Below are 15,065 nucleotides of genomic sequence, written 5' to 3'. Positions count from 1 at the left end.
GTCAGGAAGAGCGACACCGCGGCCCACGCCGCGAGGACCGCCAGCGCGGCGAGAGGCGGTCCCGCCCCCTCGCTCAGGACCGCGCGGAGCCCTCCGCTCAGCGCGGAGATCGGCAGCGACTCCAGCACCGGCCGCACCGACTCGGGGAACCTGGTCAGCGGGAAGGCGATCCCGCCGCAGGCGAGCAGGACCAGGTAGACGAGGTTCGCCGCGGCGAGCGTCGCCTCGGCGCGCAGCGTGCCGGCCATCAGCAGGCCGAGCCCGCTGAACGCGGCGGTGCCCAGCACGACCAGCAGCAGCACCGCGAGCGGCGAGCCCGCCGGGCGCCAGCCCAGGGCGAGCGCCACCCCGCAGATGACCGTGACCTGGATGACCTCCACGGCGATCACCGCGAGCGTCTTGGCCAGCATCAGCCCGGTCCGCGACAGCGGGGTCGCGCCCAGCCGCTTCAGCACGCCGTAGCGGCGCTCGAAGCCCGTCGCGATGGCCTGCCCGGTGAAGGCGGTGGACATCACGGCCAGCGCGAGCACTCCGGGGGCCATGAAGTCGATGCGGGAACCGCCGCCCACGTCGATGATCGGGGCGACCGAGAGGCCGACGAGCAGCAGCACCGGGATGATCATCGTGAGCAGCAGCTGCTCGCCGTTGCGGAGCATCGCCTGGATCTCCGCGCCCGTCTGGGCCGCCACCATCCGGCGCAGCGGCGCGGCTCCGGGGGCCGGGGTGAGATCCAGGGTGGTCAAGCGGCTCTCCTGTGGTCTGGCTCGGGCCGCGCCCGGATCCATGCGTGGTGAAGGGGTGGGTGCCGGGCGCGTCACCGGAGCTCGCGCCCGGTCAGCTCCAGGAAGACGTCTTCCAGGGTACGCCGCTCGATGCTGAGGTCGTCGGTGCTCACGCCCTCGGCGGCGCACCAGGTCGTCACGGTGGCCAGCAGGCCGGGCGCGACCTGACCCTCGATGATGTAGTGCCCCGCCGGTGACTCCTTGGCCGAGCTGCCGGCGGGCAGTGCGGCGAGCAACTCGTCCAGGCAGAGCCCGGGGCGGGCGCGGAAGCGCAGCTGACGCTCGGCGCCGGTGAGTGAGGAGGGGGTGCCCTCGGCGACCACCCGGCCGCGGTCGATGATCACGATCTGGTCGGAGAGCTTCTCCGCCTCGTCCATGTGGTGGGTGGTGAGCACCACCGAGACCCCGTTCGCGCGCAGATCGCGCACCAGCTCCCAGCAGGCGTGCCTGGCCTGTGGGTCCAGGCCCGCGGTCGGCTCGTCGAGGAAGACCAGCTCGGGACGGCCGATGACCGCTCCGGCCAGCGACACGCGCTGCTGCTGGCCGCCGGAGAGCCTCCGGTACGGGGTGCGGGCGTGCTCGGTCAGCCCCAGCCGTTCCAGCAGCGCCGCGGGATCGAGCGGGTGGGCGTGGAAGCGGGCCATCAGCCGCAGCCACTGCCCACAGCGGGTCGCCGGGGGAACGCCGCCCGCCTGGAGCATCACCCCGACCCTGGCCCGCAGCTCCGGCCTGGACGGATCGAGCCCGAGCACCTTCACCTCGCCGCCGTCGGCCCGGCGGAATCCCTCGCAGATCTCCAGCGTGGAGGTCTTGCCGGCCCCGTTGGGGCCCAGCACGGCGGTGACCGCGCCTCGGGCGGCGTTGAAGGTCAGGCCGTCGATGGCGGTCGTTCCGCCGTATCTCTTGACCAGGTCGACGATCTCGACGGCTGGGGATTCCATGGCCACGAGTTTAGGGACCGCGGCCGCCGGTCACGTTCCCGGACCACGCGTCCGGGCCGTTCCGTGTCGGCCGGGAGTTCCGGCCCTGAGGCGCCGGGCGCTCCCGAAAGGCTTTTGCTGGTCAGTGCTTTGCCGCTCTTTCTCAGAAATTTCCTAAATCTAGGAATTCGGATGACCTGTTGATGGTTGGGACGCTTCGGCCCCTGTGGGCCCATCGTGGCCTGCGATCAAAAGGGGAGTACGGGTATGACCGCGGTCGTCGGCGAGTCGGACGTGATGCCGGGCACGCGGCGCAGACTGTTGCTGCTCATCCTGGGCGCGCTTTCCGCGATCGGCCCCCTGTCGATCGACATGTACCTGCCGGCCTTCCCCGCCATCGCCGCCGACCTGGACGCCGGGCAGGCGCAGGTGCAGCTCACCCTCACCGCCTGCCTCATCGGGGTCTCCGTCGGACAGGTCGTCGCCGGCCCGCTCAGCGACGTACGCGGCCGGCGGGGGCCGCTGCTGTTCGGCATCCTCGCCTACGCCGTCGCCTCACTGCTGTGCGCCTTCTCGCCCTCGGTGTACGGGCTGGTCGGGTTCCGCCTGCTCCAGGGCATCGCGGGCGGCGCCGCGCTGGTGATCGTCCGCGCGGTCGTCCGGGACCTGTACGAGGGGGCGGCCATCGCCCGCATCTTCGCCACCCTCATGCTGGTGACCGGTCTCGCGCCGATCCTGGCCCCGCTCGCGGGCGCGCAGCTGCTCAACCACACCTCCTGGCGGGGCGTCTTCGTCGCGCTGAGCGTCGCCGGCCTGCTGTTGCTGGCCGCCGCGCTGTCCGGGGTGCGCGAGACGCTCCCCGCGGACCAGCGTGAGGGCGGGGGACTGCGGCACACCCTCGTCACCTTCCGGCACCTGCTCGGCGATCGGTCCTTCATGGCCCCCGCCCTGGCCGGAGGGCTGGGCTTCGCGGGCATGTTCGCCTACATCTCCGGATCGCCCTTCGTGCTCCAGGAGGTCTACGACACCTCGGCGCAGACCTTCTCCCTGGTGTTCGGGCTGAACGCCCTGGGGCTGACCGTTACCGCGCAGATCGGCGGGCGCCTCGCGGGGCACCGGGTCGACCCGGCCCGGTTGATCCTGATCGGGCTGTTCACGAGCGCGGCCGGAGCCGTGACGTTGCTCGTCACGGCACTGCTCCAGCTGCCCCTGCCGCTGCTGGTCGCCGCGCTGTTCGTGATCATGTGCGGTGCGGGCTTCGTCATGCCCGGCAGCGCCGCGCTCGCCCTGGCCGGCCAGCCCCCGCAGATCGCCGGGAGCGCCGCCGCCCTGACAGGTGTGCTGCAGTTCGCGCTCGGCGCGCTCGCCGCGCCGCTGGTGGGTCTGGGAGGTGAGGACTCCGCGCTGCCGATGGCCGTCGTGCTGGCCGGTTTCACCCTCGTCTCGCTCCTGGCCTTCACCGGGCTGAGAAGGGGCGTGCGGAACGTTTCCGCAGATTAGGTAAGCCTTGCCTGCGTGACAAATCGCATTTGAGGCGACTGAACATTGGTTTGTAACTCGGGAAGCAATTACGGCACACTGATGTTGTGAAATACGTGACCGGGATGCAGGGCACCGAGGGAGCCGCCATCGTGCGGCCCTCCGCCGTGTCCGCCGAGCGCAGCACGCGAGCGCGTGTCGCCCGGCTCATCCTGGAGCACGGGCCCGTCACCGCCGCCGCTCTCGGCGAGCGGCTGGGCCTCACCCCCGCCGCGGTCCGCAGACACCTGGACGCACTGCTGGCCGAGGGAATGGCCGAGACGCGCACCGCCAGGCCACGGGGCCAGCGCGGCCGCGGTCGGCCCGCCAAGCTGTTCGCCATAACGGACGCCGGCCGGAGCGCCTTCGAGCACGCCTACGACGGTCTCGCCGGGAGCGCGCTGCGTTTCCTGGCCGAGCGCATGGGCGAGGAGGCCGTGGCGGAGTTCGCCCGATCGCAGGTGGCCGGCCTGGTCGCCCGCCTGCGGCCGGAGATGCACGAGGTCCCCGCGGACCAGCGGGTGCGCGTCCTGGCCGAGGCGCTGTCGGCCGACGGCTACGCCGCCTCGGCGAGCAGGGCCAGCCTCGGCGGTGAACAGCTGTGCCAGCACCACTGCCCGGTGGCGCACGTGGCCGCGGAGTTCCCGCAGCTGTGCGAGGCCGAGACGGAGGCGTTCGCGCGCATCCTCGACACTCCTGTGCAGCGGCTCGCGACCATCGCCCACGGCGACGGCGTGTGCACCACGCACGTGAGTCCCCACCGGGATTCCGGGCCGGGCGTGAAGGATCGCGCGACGAAGGTCCCGGCGTCCATGCCGGTGCAATCACCAGCAACCCACGAAACGATCGACATATCGAGCAAGGAGACCGGAAGGTGACTGTCACCGACCGCCCGGAGCTGGAAGGCCTCGGGAATTACAAGTTCGGCTGGGCCGACTCGGACGCCGCGGGAGCGACGGCCCGACGCGGCCTGTCCGAAGAGGTCGTCCGCAATATCTCCGCGCTGAAGAACGAGCCGGAGTGGATGCTGGACCTTCGTCTGAAGGGGCTGCGCCTGTTCGGCAAGAAGCCCATGCCGAACTGGGGCTCCGACCTCAGCGGGATCGACTTCGACAACATCAAGTACTTCGTACGCTCGACCGAGAAGCAGGCCGCCTCATGGGAGGACCTGCCCGACGACATCAAGAGCACCTACGACAAGCTCGGCATCCCCGAGGCGGAGAAGCAGCGCCTGGTCGCCGGCGTCGCCGCCCAGTACGAGTCCGAGGTGGTCTACCACAAGATCCGTGAGGACCTTGAGGAGAAGGGCGTCATCTTCGTCGACACCGACACCGCCCTCAAGGAGCACGAGGAGATCTTCAAGGAGTACTTCGGGACCGTGATCCCCGTCGGCGACAACAAGTTCGCCGCGCTGAACACGGCGACCTGGAGCGGCGGCAGCTTCATCTACGTGCCGCCGAACGTCAACGTGGAGATCCCGCTCCAGGCCTACTTCCGGATCAACACCGAGAACATGGGCCAGTTCGAGCGGACCCTGATCATCGTGGACGAGAACTCCTACGTCCACTACGTCGAGGGCTGCACCGCGCCGATCTACTCCTCGGACTCGCTGCACAGCGCGGTCGTGGAGATCGTCGTGAAGAAGGGCGCGCGCTGCCGCTACACGACCATCCAGAACTGGTCGAACAACGTCTACAACCTGGTCACCAAGCGCGCCGTGGCGTACGAGGGCGCGACCATGGAGTGGATCGACGGCAACATCGGCTCCAAGGTCACCATGAAGTACCCGGCCGTCTACCTCATGGGCGAGCACGCCAAGGGCGAGACCCTCAGCGTCGCCTTCGCCGGTGAGGGCCAGCACCAGGACGCCGGTTCCAAGATGGTGCACCTCGCACCGAACACCAGCTCCTCGGTGATCTCCAAGTCCGTCGCCAGGGGCGGCGGCCGCACCTCCTACCGCGGTCTGGTCCAGATCGAGGAGGGCGCGTACGGCAGCGCCAGCACCGTCAAGTGCGACGCGCTGCTCGTCGACCAGATCAGCCGCTCCGACACCTACCCCTACGTGGACGTGCGCGAGGACGACGTCTCCATGGGGCACGAGGCCACCGTCTCCAAGGTCTCCGACGACCAGCTCTTCTACCTGATGAGCCGCGGCATGGGCGAGGACGAGGCCATGGCGATGATCGTCCGGGGATTCGTCGAGCCGATCGCCCGCGAGCTCCCGATGGAGTACGCCCTGGAGCTGAACCGCCTGATCGAACTGCAGATGGAAGGAGCCGTCGGCTGATGGGTCTCGACACCGCCAAACCCCTGTCGACGCTTCACGAGAAGGCCTCGTACGACGTGGCGGACTTCGCGGTCCCGACCGGCCGGGAGGAGGAGTGGCGCTTCACCCCGCTCTCCCGGCTCAAGGGCCTGCACGAGGGCGTCGCGGCCTCCGCGAACGTGGTCGTGCACGTCGACGCCGCCCCCGAGGTCACCGTGGAGACCGTCGGCCGTGACGACGCGCGGCTCGGCCGGGCCTACGTGCCCGCCGACCGGGTCAGCGCCCAGGCCTACGCCTCCTTCGAGAAGGCCACCGTGATCACGGTGGCGCGCGAGGCCGTCGCCTCCACCCCGACCGTGGTCACCCTCACCGGGTCCGGCCGGGGCGCCGCCTACGGCCACACGGTCGTGAAGCTGGAGCCGATGGCCGAGGCCGTGGTCGTCCTCGACCACCAGGGCAGCGCGCTCTACGCCGACAACGTCGAGTTCGTCGTGGGCGAGGGCGCCACACTCAAGGTCATCAGCCTGCAGGACTGGGCGGACGACGCCGTGCACGTCTCCCACCACCACGCCCTGCTCGCCAAGGACGCGACCTTCCGCAGCTTCGTGGTCACCCTCGGAGGCGACCTGGTCCGGCTCTCCCCGTCGGTCTCCTACGAAGGGCCCGGCGGCGACGCCGAGCTGAACGGCCTCTACTTCGTCGACGCCGGCCAGCACCTGGAGCACCGCCTGCTCGTCGACCACTCCCGGCCCGGCTGCCGGAGCAACGTCGACTACCGCGGCGCGCTGCAGGGCACCGACGCCCACGCGGTCTGGATCGGCGACGTCATCATCCGGGTCGAGGCCGAGGGCACCGACACCTACGAGCTCAACCGCAACCTGCTGCTCACCGACGGCGCCCGCGCCGACTCGGTGCCCAACCTGGAGATCCTCACCGGAGAGGTCACCGGTGCCGGCCACGCCAGCACCTCCGGCCGCCTCGACGACGAGCACCTCTTCTACCTGCAGGCCCGCGGGATCCCCTACGAGGACGCGCGTCGCCTCGTCATCAGGGGCTTCTTCGCGCAACTGGTGGAGAAGATCGAGGTCTCCGAGCTTCGCGAGCGGGTGCTCGCCCGGGTCGAGGCGGAGCTTGAGAAGTGACGTTCGAGAAGGTCTGCAAGCTCGCCGACATCCCCGACGAGGGCGTGATCGGCATTGAGGTGGGCGAGACCCCCGTCGCCCTGGTCCGCCGGGGCGAGGAGGTCTACGCGCTGCACGACGTGTGCTCCCACGCGGAGGTGAAACTCAGCGAGGGTGAGGTCTACGACGGCACCCTGGAGTGCTGGCTGCACGGTTCGTGCTTCGACCTGCGTTCGGGCAAGCCCACCGGTCCGCCCGCCATCAAGCCCGTCCCCGTCTACCGAGTCAAGATCGACGGCGATGACGTCCTCGTCTCGCTCTCGAAGGAGTCATAAAAGTGTCTGACACGAGCCGAGTTCCCTCGGGTTCCACCCTGGAGATCCGCGACCTGCACGTCAGCGTCGCCGACAAGGAGATCCTGCGCGGCGTCAACCTGACCGTGCGGGCCGGCGAGACCCACGCCATCATGGGCCCCAACGGCTCGGGCAAGTCCACGCTCGCGTACGCGATCGCGGGTCACCCCAAGTACACGGTCACCGGTGGCCAGGTCCTGCTCGACGGGGTCGACCTGCTGGAGCTGACCGTCGACGAGCGCGCCCGCGCCGGGCTGTTCCTCGCCATGCAGTACCCGGTCGAGGTCCCCGGTGTCAGCGTCTCCAACTTCCTGCGCACCGCGGTCACCTCCGTCCGCGGCGAGGCCCCCAAGCTCCGCCAGTTCGCCAAGGATCTCAAGTCCGGCATGGACGCCCTGTCCATCGACGCGGCCTTCGCCCAGCGCAACGTCAACGAGGGCTTCTCCGGCGGTGAGAAGAAGCGCCACGAGATCCTCCAGCTGGAGCTGCTCAAGCCGAAGATCGCGGTTCTCGACGAGACCGACTCCGGCCTCGACGTCGACGCGCTGCGCGTGGTCTCCGAGGGGATCAACCGCTTCCGTTCGAACGGCGAGACCGGTGTGCTGCTCATCACCCACTACACCCGCATCCTGCGTTATGTGAAGCCGGACTTCGTCCACGTCTTCTCCGCGGGACGGATCGTGGAGCAGGGCGGCCCCGAGCTCGCCGAGCGGCTTGAGAACGAGGGTTACGAGGCCTACACGAAGGCGTCGGCCTGATGGTGGACACCGGCCTTGACGTGGAGAGGATCAGGAAGGACTTCCCGGTCCTCTCCCGAGAGCTTCCCGGTGGCAGGCCGCTGATCTATCTCGACTCGGGCAACTCCGCGCAGAAGCCGACCCAGGTGGTCGAGGCGATGCGCGAGCACATGGCGATGCACTACGCCAACGTCGGCCGCGCCATGCACGCGCTGGGCGCCGAGTCCACCGAGGCGTACGAGAACGCCAGGGACAAGGTCGCCGCCTTCGTCGGCGCGCCCGACCGCGACGAGATCGTCTTCACCAAGAACGCCTCCGAGGCGCTCAACCTGGTGGCGTACGCGTTCGGTAACCCCATCGGCGAGGACCCGCGCTTCCGGCTCGGCCCCGGAGACGAGATCGTCATCTCCGAGATGGAGCACCACTCCAACATCGTGCCGTGGCAGATGCTCGCGCAGCGCACGGGTGCGACGCTGCGCTGGTTCTCCGTCACCGACTCCGGCCGCCTGGACCTGTCGAACCTCGACGAGCTCGTCACCGAGCGCACGAAGATCGTCTCGATCGTGCACCAGTCGAACGTGCTGGGCACGGTCAACCCGGTCGCCCCGGTGCTCGCCAGGGTCCGCGAGGTCGGCGCGCTGATGATGCTCGACGCCTCGCAGTCGGTGCCTCACCAGCAGGTGGACGTGGCCGCGCTGGGTGTCGACTTCCTGGCCTTCACCGGTCACAAGGTCGCCGGCCCCTCGGGGATCGGCGTGCTGTGGGCCCGCGGCGAGCTGCTTTCGGCCATGCCCCCGTTCCTGGGCGGTGGCGAGATGATCGAGGCGGTCTGGATGGACCGCTCGACCTACGCGCCCGCGCCGCACAAGTTCGAGGCGGGGACGCCGCCGATCGTCGAGGCGATCGGCCTCGGCGCCGCGGTCGACTACCTGTCCGAGGTCGGGATGGACGCCGTCGTCCGGCACGAGCACGAGCTCACCGCCTACGCGCTCGGTGCGCTGGGAGAGATCCCGGGCCTGAAGGTGATCGGCCCGCTGGACCTCGCCGACCGTGGCGGCACCGTCTCGTTCACGCTGGAGGGGATTCACCCGCACGACGTCGGGCAGATCCTGGATGACAACTTCGGCGTGGCAGTGCGCGTGGGGCACCACTGCGCCCGTCCGCTCCATCTGCGATTCGGAATTCCCGCGACCACGCGGGCGTCCTTCTACCTGTACAACACAACGGCCGAGATCGACGCCCTGGTCCGCGGCCTCCACCACGTGCGGAAGGTGTTCGCCTAGTCATGCCCGAGCAGTCGAGCCGCTGGGCGAGCGAACGGCGGGCGCCACACGCCCACGGCACGGCGCCCGGCGACGCGCGAGCGTACGGCGCAGCGAACGAGAAGGTGAGCACGACCCTATGATCGCTGAGTCCATGTACCAGGAGCTGATCCTGGAGCACTACAAACACCCGCAGGGGAGGGGTCTCCGCGACCCGTACGACGCCGAGGTCCACCATGTGAACCCGACGTGCGGCGACGAGATCACCATGCGGGTGAAACTGGGCGACGGCGGCAAGGTCGACGACGTCTCCTACGACGGGCAGGGCTGTTCCATCAGCCAGGCCGCGGCCTCGGTGCTGCACGAGCTGGCCACCGGCTCGACCGTCGACGACTCGCTCGGCGTCGTGGAGGAGTTCACCCGGCTCATGCAGGGCAGGGGAAAGATCGAGGCGGACGAGGACCTGCTGGGCGATGCCGTGGCCTTCGCCGGGGTCGCGAAGTTCCCCGCCCGGGTGAAGTGCGCGCTACTGGCCTGGATGGCCTACAAGGACGCGGTCGTGAGGAGCACGAAATGAGCAAGGCTGTTGAGACGCCGACCACGGCGTACGACGGGGACACCACCCATGACGAGGTCATGGAGGCCCTCAAGGACGTCGTGGACCCCGAGTTGGGCATCAACGTCGTCGACCTGGGCCTGATCTACGGGCTGCACCTCGACCCCGCGGAGGGGGGCGAGGGGGACGCCCGGCCGGTCGCCACCATCGACATGACGCTGACCAGTGCGGCCTGCCCGCTGACCGACGTCATCGAGGACCAGGCGCACTCGGCCCTGGACGGCATGGTCTCCGACGTGAAGATCAACTGGGTCTGGCTCCCGCCGTGGGGCCCGGACAAGATCACGGACGAGGGTCGCGAGCAGCTCCGGATGCTCGGCTTCAACGTCTGAGACGCGGTCGCCGGTACGGCTCGCACCCCCCGGGTTCGGGCCGTACCCGATTGTGTGAGAGGATCACGGAGGCCGGGAAGAAAAGCCCGGCCGGGAGTGTTGGCTCCAATCGACGGACAAGCGACCGGCTCACGCCGGACGCCCCGACCGAACTCGGCACTGCGAACGCCGGGTATGCTTGATCGTGGTTTGACTGCGTGCGGGTAAGCTAGACCCGCCCCGTGCGGTGCGCCTCGACTTGCACCGCACCACCGCCCCCACGTGGGTGTTGATCGAGCGCGGCTTCAGGCCGCGCGTTCCAGGCTCGTCCTTTCGCAGAAGTGGCGTGCCCCGTTCTTCTATCGAAAGGCACGAGTCTTCGTGACCATGCTTGACGCTGTTCTGCCCGAAATCGCCGAAATCACCGAAATCTCCCAGGCCCCCGCAGGCACCTCCGAGTTCACCCTCCTCGGTCTGCCGAAGCCGCTGGTGACCGGCCTCTCCCGTGCGGGCATCGACAGTCCCTTCCCCATCCAGCGGGCCACGATTCCCGACATCCTGGCCGGCCACGACGTCCTCGGCCGCGGCCAGACCGGCTCGGGTAAGACGCTCGCCTTCGGCCTGCCCATGATGACCCGCATCGCCGGGGCCAAGGCGCGCCCCGGCCACCCGCTGGCCGTCGTGCTGGTGCCGACCCGCGAGCTCGCCATGCAGGTGACCGACGCGCTGGAGCCCCTCGGCCGCGGCCTGTCGCTGCGGATGAAGACCGTCGTCGGCGGCATGTCCATGGGCCGCCAGATCGAGGCGCTGCGCCGCGGTGTCGAGGTCGTCGTGGCCACCCCCGGCCGTCTGACCGACCTCATGCAGCAGGGTGAGTGCATGCTGGACGAGGTCCAGGTGACGATCCTCGACGAGGCCGACCACATGTGCGACCTCGGCTTCTTCCCGGTCGTCAGCGCGATCCTGCAGCAGACCCCGGCCGACAGCCAGCGTCTGCTCTTCTCCGCGACCCTCGACGGCGACGTGGACAAGCTCGTCCGCCGCTTCCTCACCAACCCGGTGACCCACTCCATGGCCCCGGCCGCCTCCTCGGTCGACACCATGGAGCACCACCTGCTGGAGGTGCACCGCGACGACAAGTTCCCGGTGACCGCCGAGATCGCCAACCGTGAGGGCCGGACCATCATCTTCGTGCGCACCCAGCACGGTGTGGACCGGCTGTGCAAGCAGCTCGCCCAGGTCGGCATCAAGGCCGGCGGCCTGCACGGCGGCAAGCGCCAGAACCAGCGCACCCGCATCCTGGCCGAGTTCAAGGAAGGCACGATCAACGTCCTGGTCTGCACGGACGTCGCGGCCCGCGGCATCCACGTCGACAACATCAGCCTCGTGCTGCACGTCGACCCGCCCCAGGACCACAAGAGCTACCTGCACCGCGGCGGCCGTACCGCCCGCGCCGGGGAGAAGGGCACCGTCATGACGCTGGTGCTCCCCAACGAGCGCCGCTCCACCGACGCGATGACCCGCCGCGCGGGCATCAAGCCGTTCCGCGCCAGGGTCACCCCGGGTCACCCGCGCCTGGAGGAGGTCGCCGGTGCGCGTACCCCCAGCGGCGAGCCGATCCCGGTCTGGGAGCCCTCGGCTCCGGCCAGCAGGCAGCGCCAGGGGCGTGGCGGCTTCGGCGGCAACGGCGGCGGACGTGGCCCGCGCCGTTTCCGCTCCGAGCGTCCCGCCCACGGCGAGGGCCAGCAGTCCCGCGAGCGTTCCTTCGGTGACGACTCCCGTGGCGGCGGCCAGTACCGTTCCGAGCGCCCGGCCGGCGGCGGCTTCCGCTCCGATCGTCCCGCGGGCGGCGGCTACCGCTCCGACCGCGGTGAGCGCCCGGCCGGCGGCGGCTTCCGCTCCGATCGTCCCGCGGGCGGCGGCTACCGCGGTGGCGAGCGGCGCGAGCCGTTCCGCGCCGACCGTCCGGCCTCGGCCGGCGGTGGCTTCCGTTCCGAGCGTCCCGCGGGGGAGCGTGAGCCCTTCCGCGGTGACCGCCAGGGCGGCGGTTTCCGCGGCGGCGAGTTCCGCGCCGACGGCCGCGGCTCCGCCCCGCGCGGCGGTGGCCGCTACGGTCGCTGATCACCTGGTGGCACCCTGAAGGGCCGGTACGGCATCCGCCGTACCGGCCCTTCGTCTGGAGCGGCCCGGTCCCATGGAAGGGCCGCCGTCACCGGACCTGCCCGGGTGGGGGAGCGGTGCTGCCTCTGGGGGTGAGGCGGGCGGCCTCCTCCTCGTGGGGGCCGGGGCTCGCACCGGAGACGAGGGCGAGGAGATGGCGGGCGGCGTGGGCGCCGTAGGCGGAGATGTCGCGGCTCAGGGCGGTGAGCGGGGGTCGGACGACCCGGGAGAGGGGTGAGTCGTCCCAGGCGACGATGGACAGGTCGCGGGGCACGTCCAGGCGCAGGTCCTGGGCGGCGGACAGCCCGGCGACGGCCATGATGTCGTTGTCGTAGACGATCGCGGTGGGCCGGGAGGGCGAGCTCAGCAGGCGCCGGGTGGCGCGGGCGCCCTCCTCGCCGGTGTAGTCGGTGTGCACGGTCACCTGCTCGGCGACGCCGTCGCAGGCCTCGGCGAAGGCGCGGTCGCGCAGCACGGTGTGAGCCAGGCGCGGCAGCCCGGCGACCCTGGCGATCCTGCGGTGGCCGAGCGCGACGAGATACTCCACGGTCTCGTGGACGGCGCCGCCGTCGTCGGACCAGATGGGCAGCAGCGACCCGGTCTCCGACGGGTGGCCGATCACCACGGTCGGCAGGCCGAGTGACTCGAACTCGGGGATGCGAGGGTCGCCCACATGCAGGTCGACCAGGATGGCACCGTCGACGCGGCCCTCACCCCACCAGCGGCGGTAGACCGCGACCTCCTGCCCGTGGTCGGAGACCACCTGCAACATGAGCGCGTACGAGCGGGCCGAGAGCTCGCCCTCGATGCCGCTGATGAGCTCCATGAAGAACGGTTCCACGCCGAGTGTGCGCGCCGGGCGGCACATGGCCAGGCCGACGGTGTGGGACCGCGCGCCGTTCAGGGCGCGGGCCGCGCTGTTGGGGCGCCAGCCGATCTCCTCGGCGATCGCCAGGATCCTGGCCCGGGTGCTCTCCGACACGCCGGGTTGCCCGTTGAGCGCGTACGAGACGGCACCTTTGGACACCCCGGCCCGTCTGGCGACGTCCGCGATCGTCGGTCGTTTCATGATCCCCTCCGCGATTTCAGCTGAACCGGTCTAGTCGCCTATTGACAGTGCCGACATATGGACTTTACGGTCACGATACTTATCCGGCTCAGCAAACGCATGCGGTCGCGTTTAGTTATTTGGGAGCGCTCCCATGTTGGAGAGGAGAACATAGATGCGAATTCGAAGAAGGTTCGCGATCCTCGGGGCGGCGACCTGCATGGTCGCGGCCGGGTGCACGGGAGGGTCGACGACGCCGTCCGCTCCGAGCCAGGCGCCGCAGGGTTCGGGCGCCGCGGCCCCCTCGGCGGGGGCGGGGGCGGCGAACGCCGCGTTCCCCCGCAACGAGACCCTGTACACCAGCGGCACCCAGTGGGGCCCGCCGGCCAACTGGAATCCACTGCGGACCTGGGACTCGGCCACCGGCACCAAGGGGCTCGTCTACGAGACGCTCTTCCTGTACGACCCCCAGACCGACAAGTTCACGCCCTGGCTGGCCGAGAGCGGCACCTGGACGGACGACAAGACCTACGACCTCAAGCTCAGGCAGGGGGTCACCTGGGCCGACGGCAAGCCCTTCACCGCCGACGACGTGGTCTTCACCGTCGAGCTCGGCAAGATGAAGACCATCCCCTACGCCAACCTGTGGGACTGGCTGGAGAAGGTCGAGGCGGTCGACCCGGGCACGGTCAGGTTCACCTTCTCCAAGGCCAACTACCAGCAGTGGGCCAACTGGGTCTACAGCAACGCGATCGTCCCCAAGCACATCTGGGAAGGTCGCTCTGAGGACGAGGTGCTGAACGGCGTCAACGAGAAGCCGGTCGGCACCGGGCCGTACACCTACCACAGCCACGACCAGGACCGCATGGCCTGGGTCAAGCGCGACGGCTGGTGGGCCACCGCGGCGCTGGGCAAGGAGGTCAAGCCCAAGTACGTCGTCGACATCGTCAACTCCAGCAACGAGGTGGCGATGGGCCTGCTGCTGCAGAAGGGCCTGGACCTCAGCAACAACTTCCTGCCCGGCGTGGCCAATCTGGTCCAGGGCGACTTCGGTATCAAGACCTACTACCCGGAGCCGCCGTACATGCTCTCGGCCAACACGGCCTTCCTGGTGCCCAACACCGCGAAGAAGCCGCTGGACGATCCCGCCTTCCGCAAGGCGATCGCCAACTCCATCGACACCAAGAAGATCGTCGAGGGTGTCTACGGCAACCTGGTCAAGGCGGCCGGCCCCACCGGGCTGCTGCCCCAGTGGGACAAGTACGTCGACCAGGCCGTGGTGAGCGAGAAGGGCTTCTCCTTCGACACCAAGAAGGCGAAGAAGCTGCTGGCCGACGCCGGATACAAGGACGGCGACGGCGACGGGTTCGTGGAGAACAAGGACGGCTCCAAGGCCTCGCTGAAGATCATCGTTCCGGCCGGGTGGACCGACTGGATGGAGGCGAGCCGGGTCATCGCCGAGGGTGCCAAGGCGGCCGGGATCGACCTCACCCCCGAGTTCCCCGACTACAACGCGCTGGTCGACCAGCGCGGGTCCGGCAAGTTCGACCTGCTGCTCAACAATGAGCGGCAGCTGTCCAACACCCCCTGGATGTACTACGACTACATGTTCCGGCTGCCGATCAACAAGCAGCAGAACACCGTCAACTTCGGCCGCTACGAGAACAAGAAGGTCTGGGACCTGGTCCAGGATCTCGACGGCAAGAAGGCCGACGACGTCGAGGGCATGAAGCAGGTCGCCTCGGAGATCCAGAAGATCCAGCTCGACGATCTGCCGGTGATCCCGCTCTGGTACAACGGCCTGTGGGCGCAGACCAGCAACGCGGTCTGGACCAACTGGCCCACCTCCGACCCCGCGACGCCCAAGAGCCCGCCGACCATGTGGCGTAACTGGCTGGAGCTGGGCGGAGTGCTGACCCTGACCGAGCTGAAGCCCGTCGGCGGCTGATCCCCCCGCGATTCTCGCCCCCT

Annotated in this window: 14 protein-coding genes; 11 read left to right on the top strand and 3 right to left on the bottom strand. The window is 69.7% G+C overall.

The genetic code is table 11. The features are described from left to right. Both AB0J58_RS22395 and AB0J58_RS22390 read right to left on the bottom strand, forming a co-directional pair. Positions 1–785 (bottom strand): ABC transporter permease (locus AB0J58_RS22395; protein WP_364218354.1); only part of this gene is annotated, 785 nt, incomplete at its 3' end. A gap of 29 nt (positions 786–814) precedes the next feature. Next, positions 815–1,723 (bottom strand): ABC transporter ATP-binding protein, encoded by a 909-nt coding sequence (locus AB0J58_RS22390; RefSeq protein WP_364218352.1) that lies wholly within the window; start codon positions 1,721–1,723, stop codon positions 815–817. 246 nt (positions 1,724–1,969) lie between these two features. Here AB0J58_RS22390 and AB0J58_RS22385 point away from each other — a divergent pair, with 246 nt between their 5' ends. The 10 genes from AB0J58_RS22385 (at position 1,970) to AB0J58_RS22340 (ending at position 12,007) form a co-directional block, all read left to right on the top strand. Next, a complete protein-coding gene (locus AB0J58_RS22385; RefSeq protein ID WP_364218350.1) occupies positions 1,970–3,202 on the top strand; it encodes a multidrug effflux MFS transporter in 1,233 nt (410 codons plus the stop codon). Positions 3,203–3,306: 104 nt separating this feature from the next. After that, positions 3,307–4,098: a metalloregulator ArsR/SmtB family transcription factor gene (locus tag AB0J58_RS22380; protein WP_364218358.1), complete on the top strand. Its 792-nt coding sequence runs from the start codon at positions 3,307–3,309 to the stop codon at positions 4,096–4,098. Next, positions 4,095–5,507, top strand: coding sequence for a Fe-S cluster assembly protein SufB (gene sufB / locus AB0J58_RS22375; RefSeq protein WP_343981594.1), 1,413 nt, complete (start codon positions 4,095–4,097; stop codon positions 5,505–5,507). Before AB0J58_RS22380 ends, sufB begins: the two co-directional genes overlap by 4 nt. Beyond that, positions 5,507–6,628, top strand: coding sequence for a Fe-S cluster assembly protein SufD (gene sufD / locus AB0J58_RS22370; protein WP_364218348.1), 1,122 nt, complete (start codon positions 5,507–5,509; stop codon positions 6,626–6,628). The genes sufB and sufD overlap by 1 nt, the downstream gene beginning before the upstream one ends. After that, on the top strand, positions 6,625–6,942 hold the full coding sequence (locus AB0J58_RS22365) for a non-heme iron oxygenase ferredoxin subunit (protein WP_364218346.1): 318 nt from the start codon (positions 6,625–6,627) through the stop codon (positions 6,940–6,942). The genes sufD and AB0J58_RS22365 overlap by 4 nt, the downstream gene beginning before the upstream one ends. 38 nt (positions 6,943–6,980) lie before the next feature. Further along, positions 6,981–7,718, top strand: coding sequence for a Fe-S cluster assembly ATPase SufC (sufC, locus tag AB0J58_RS22360; protein WP_343981635.1), 738 nt, complete (start codon positions 6,981–6,983; stop codon positions 7,716–7,718). Beyond that, the gene (locus AB0J58_RS22355; protein ID WP_364218345.1) at positions 7,718–8,980 is read left to right on the top strand and encodes a cysteine desulfurase; all 1,263 of its coding nucleotides are present in this window, start codon (positions 7,718–7,720) and stop codon (positions 8,978–8,980) included. The genes sufC and AB0J58_RS22355 overlap by 1 nt, the downstream gene beginning before the upstream one ends. Before the next feature lie 118 nt (positions 8,981–9,098). Then, positions 9,099–9,536: a Fe-S cluster assembly sulfur transfer protein SufU gene (sufU, locus tag AB0J58_RS22350; RefSeq protein WP_343981582.1), complete on the top strand. Its 438-nt coding sequence runs from the start codon at positions 9,099–9,101 to the stop codon at positions 9,534–9,536. Continuing rightward, positions 9,533–9,907 (top strand): metal-sulfur cluster assembly factor, encoded by a 375-nt coding sequence (locus tag AB0J58_RS22345; RefSeq protein ID WP_343981579.1) that lies wholly within the window; start codon positions 9,533–9,535, stop codon positions 9,905–9,907. The genes sufU and AB0J58_RS22345 overlap by 4 nt, the downstream gene beginning before the upstream one ends. A 366-nt stretch (positions 9,908–10,273) precedes the next feature. Further along, the gene (locus AB0J58_RS22340; RefSeq protein ID WP_364218343.1) at positions 10,274–12,007 is read left to right on the top strand and encodes a DEAD/DEAH box helicase; all 1,734 of its coding nucleotides are present in this window, start codon (positions 10,274–10,276) and stop codon (positions 12,005–12,007) included. A gap of 88 nt (positions 12,008–12,095) precedes the next feature. Here the strand turns inward: AB0J58_RS22340 and AB0J58_RS22335 are convergent, their stop codons facing one another. Beyond that, positions 12,096–13,115: a LacI family DNA-binding transcriptional regulator gene (locus AB0J58_RS22335; RefSeq protein ID WP_364218342.1), complete on the bottom strand. Its 1,020-nt coding sequence runs from the start codon at positions 13,113–13,115 to the stop codon at positions 12,096–12,098. Between the two features lie 154 nt (positions 13,116–13,269). On the opposite strand from AB0J58_RS22335, the gene AB0J58_RS22330 reads away from it, so the two are divergent. After that, positions 13,270–15,042 carry an ABC transporter substrate-binding protein gene (locus tag AB0J58_RS22330; RefSeq protein ID WP_364218340.1) on the top strand — a complete coding sequence of 591 codons (1,773 nt, stop codon included), beginning with the start codon at positions 13,270–13,272 and terminating at the stop codon, positions 15,040–15,042. Positions 15,043–15,065 lie beyond the last annotated feature (23 nt).

Origin of the sequence: Streptosporangium sp. NPDC049644 (assembly GCF_040675205.1) — a bacterium.
GTDB classification, from domain to species: Bacteria; Actinomycetota; Actinomycetes; order Streptosporangiales; family Streptosporangiaceae; genus Streptosporangium; species Streptosporangium fukuiense.
The sequence above is the reverse complement of the archived record's forward strand: the minus strand, read 5'-3'. Positions and strand labels throughout refer to the sequence as shown.

Coding starts and splice junctions, on each gene's coding strand:
- AB0J58_RS22345 (WP_343981579.1), top strand. CDS start 9,533: ATGAGCAAGGCTGTTGAGACGCCGACCACGGCGTACGACGGGGACACC.
- AB0J58_RS22340 (WP_364218343.1), top strand. CDS start 10,274: ATGCTTGACGCTGTTCTGCCCGAAATCGCCGAAATCACCGAAATCTCC.
- AB0J58_RS22380 (WP_364218358.1), top strand. CDS start 3,307: ATGCAGGGCACCGAGGGAGCCGCCATCGTGCGGCCCTCCGCCGTGTCC.
- AB0J58_RS22330 (WP_364218340.1), top strand. CDS start 13,270: ATGCGAATTCGAAGAAGGTTCGCGATCCTCGGGGCGGCGACCTGCATG.
- AB0J58_RS22390 (WP_364218352.1), bottom strand. CDS start 1,723: ATGGAATCCCCAGCCGTCGAGATCGTCGACCTGGTCAAGAGATACGGC.
- sufD (WP_364218348.1), top strand. CDS start 5,507: ATGGGTCTCGACACCGCCAAACCCCTGTCGACGCTTCACGAGAAGGCC.
- AB0J58_RS22385 (WP_364218350.1), top strand. CDS start 1,970: ATGACCGCGGTCGTCGGCGAGTCGGACGTGATGCCGGGCACGCGGCGC.
- sufU (WP_343981582.1), top strand. CDS start 9,099: ATGATCGCTGAGTCCATGTACCAGGAGCTGATCCTGGAGCACTACAAA.
- AB0J58_RS22355 (WP_364218345.1), top strand. CDS start 7,718: ATGGTGGACACCGGCCTTGACGTGGAGAGGATCAGGAAGGACTTCCCG.
- AB0J58_RS22335 (WP_364218342.1), bottom strand. CDS start 13,115: ATGAAACGACCGACGATCGCGGACGTCGCCAGACGGGCCGGGGTGTCC.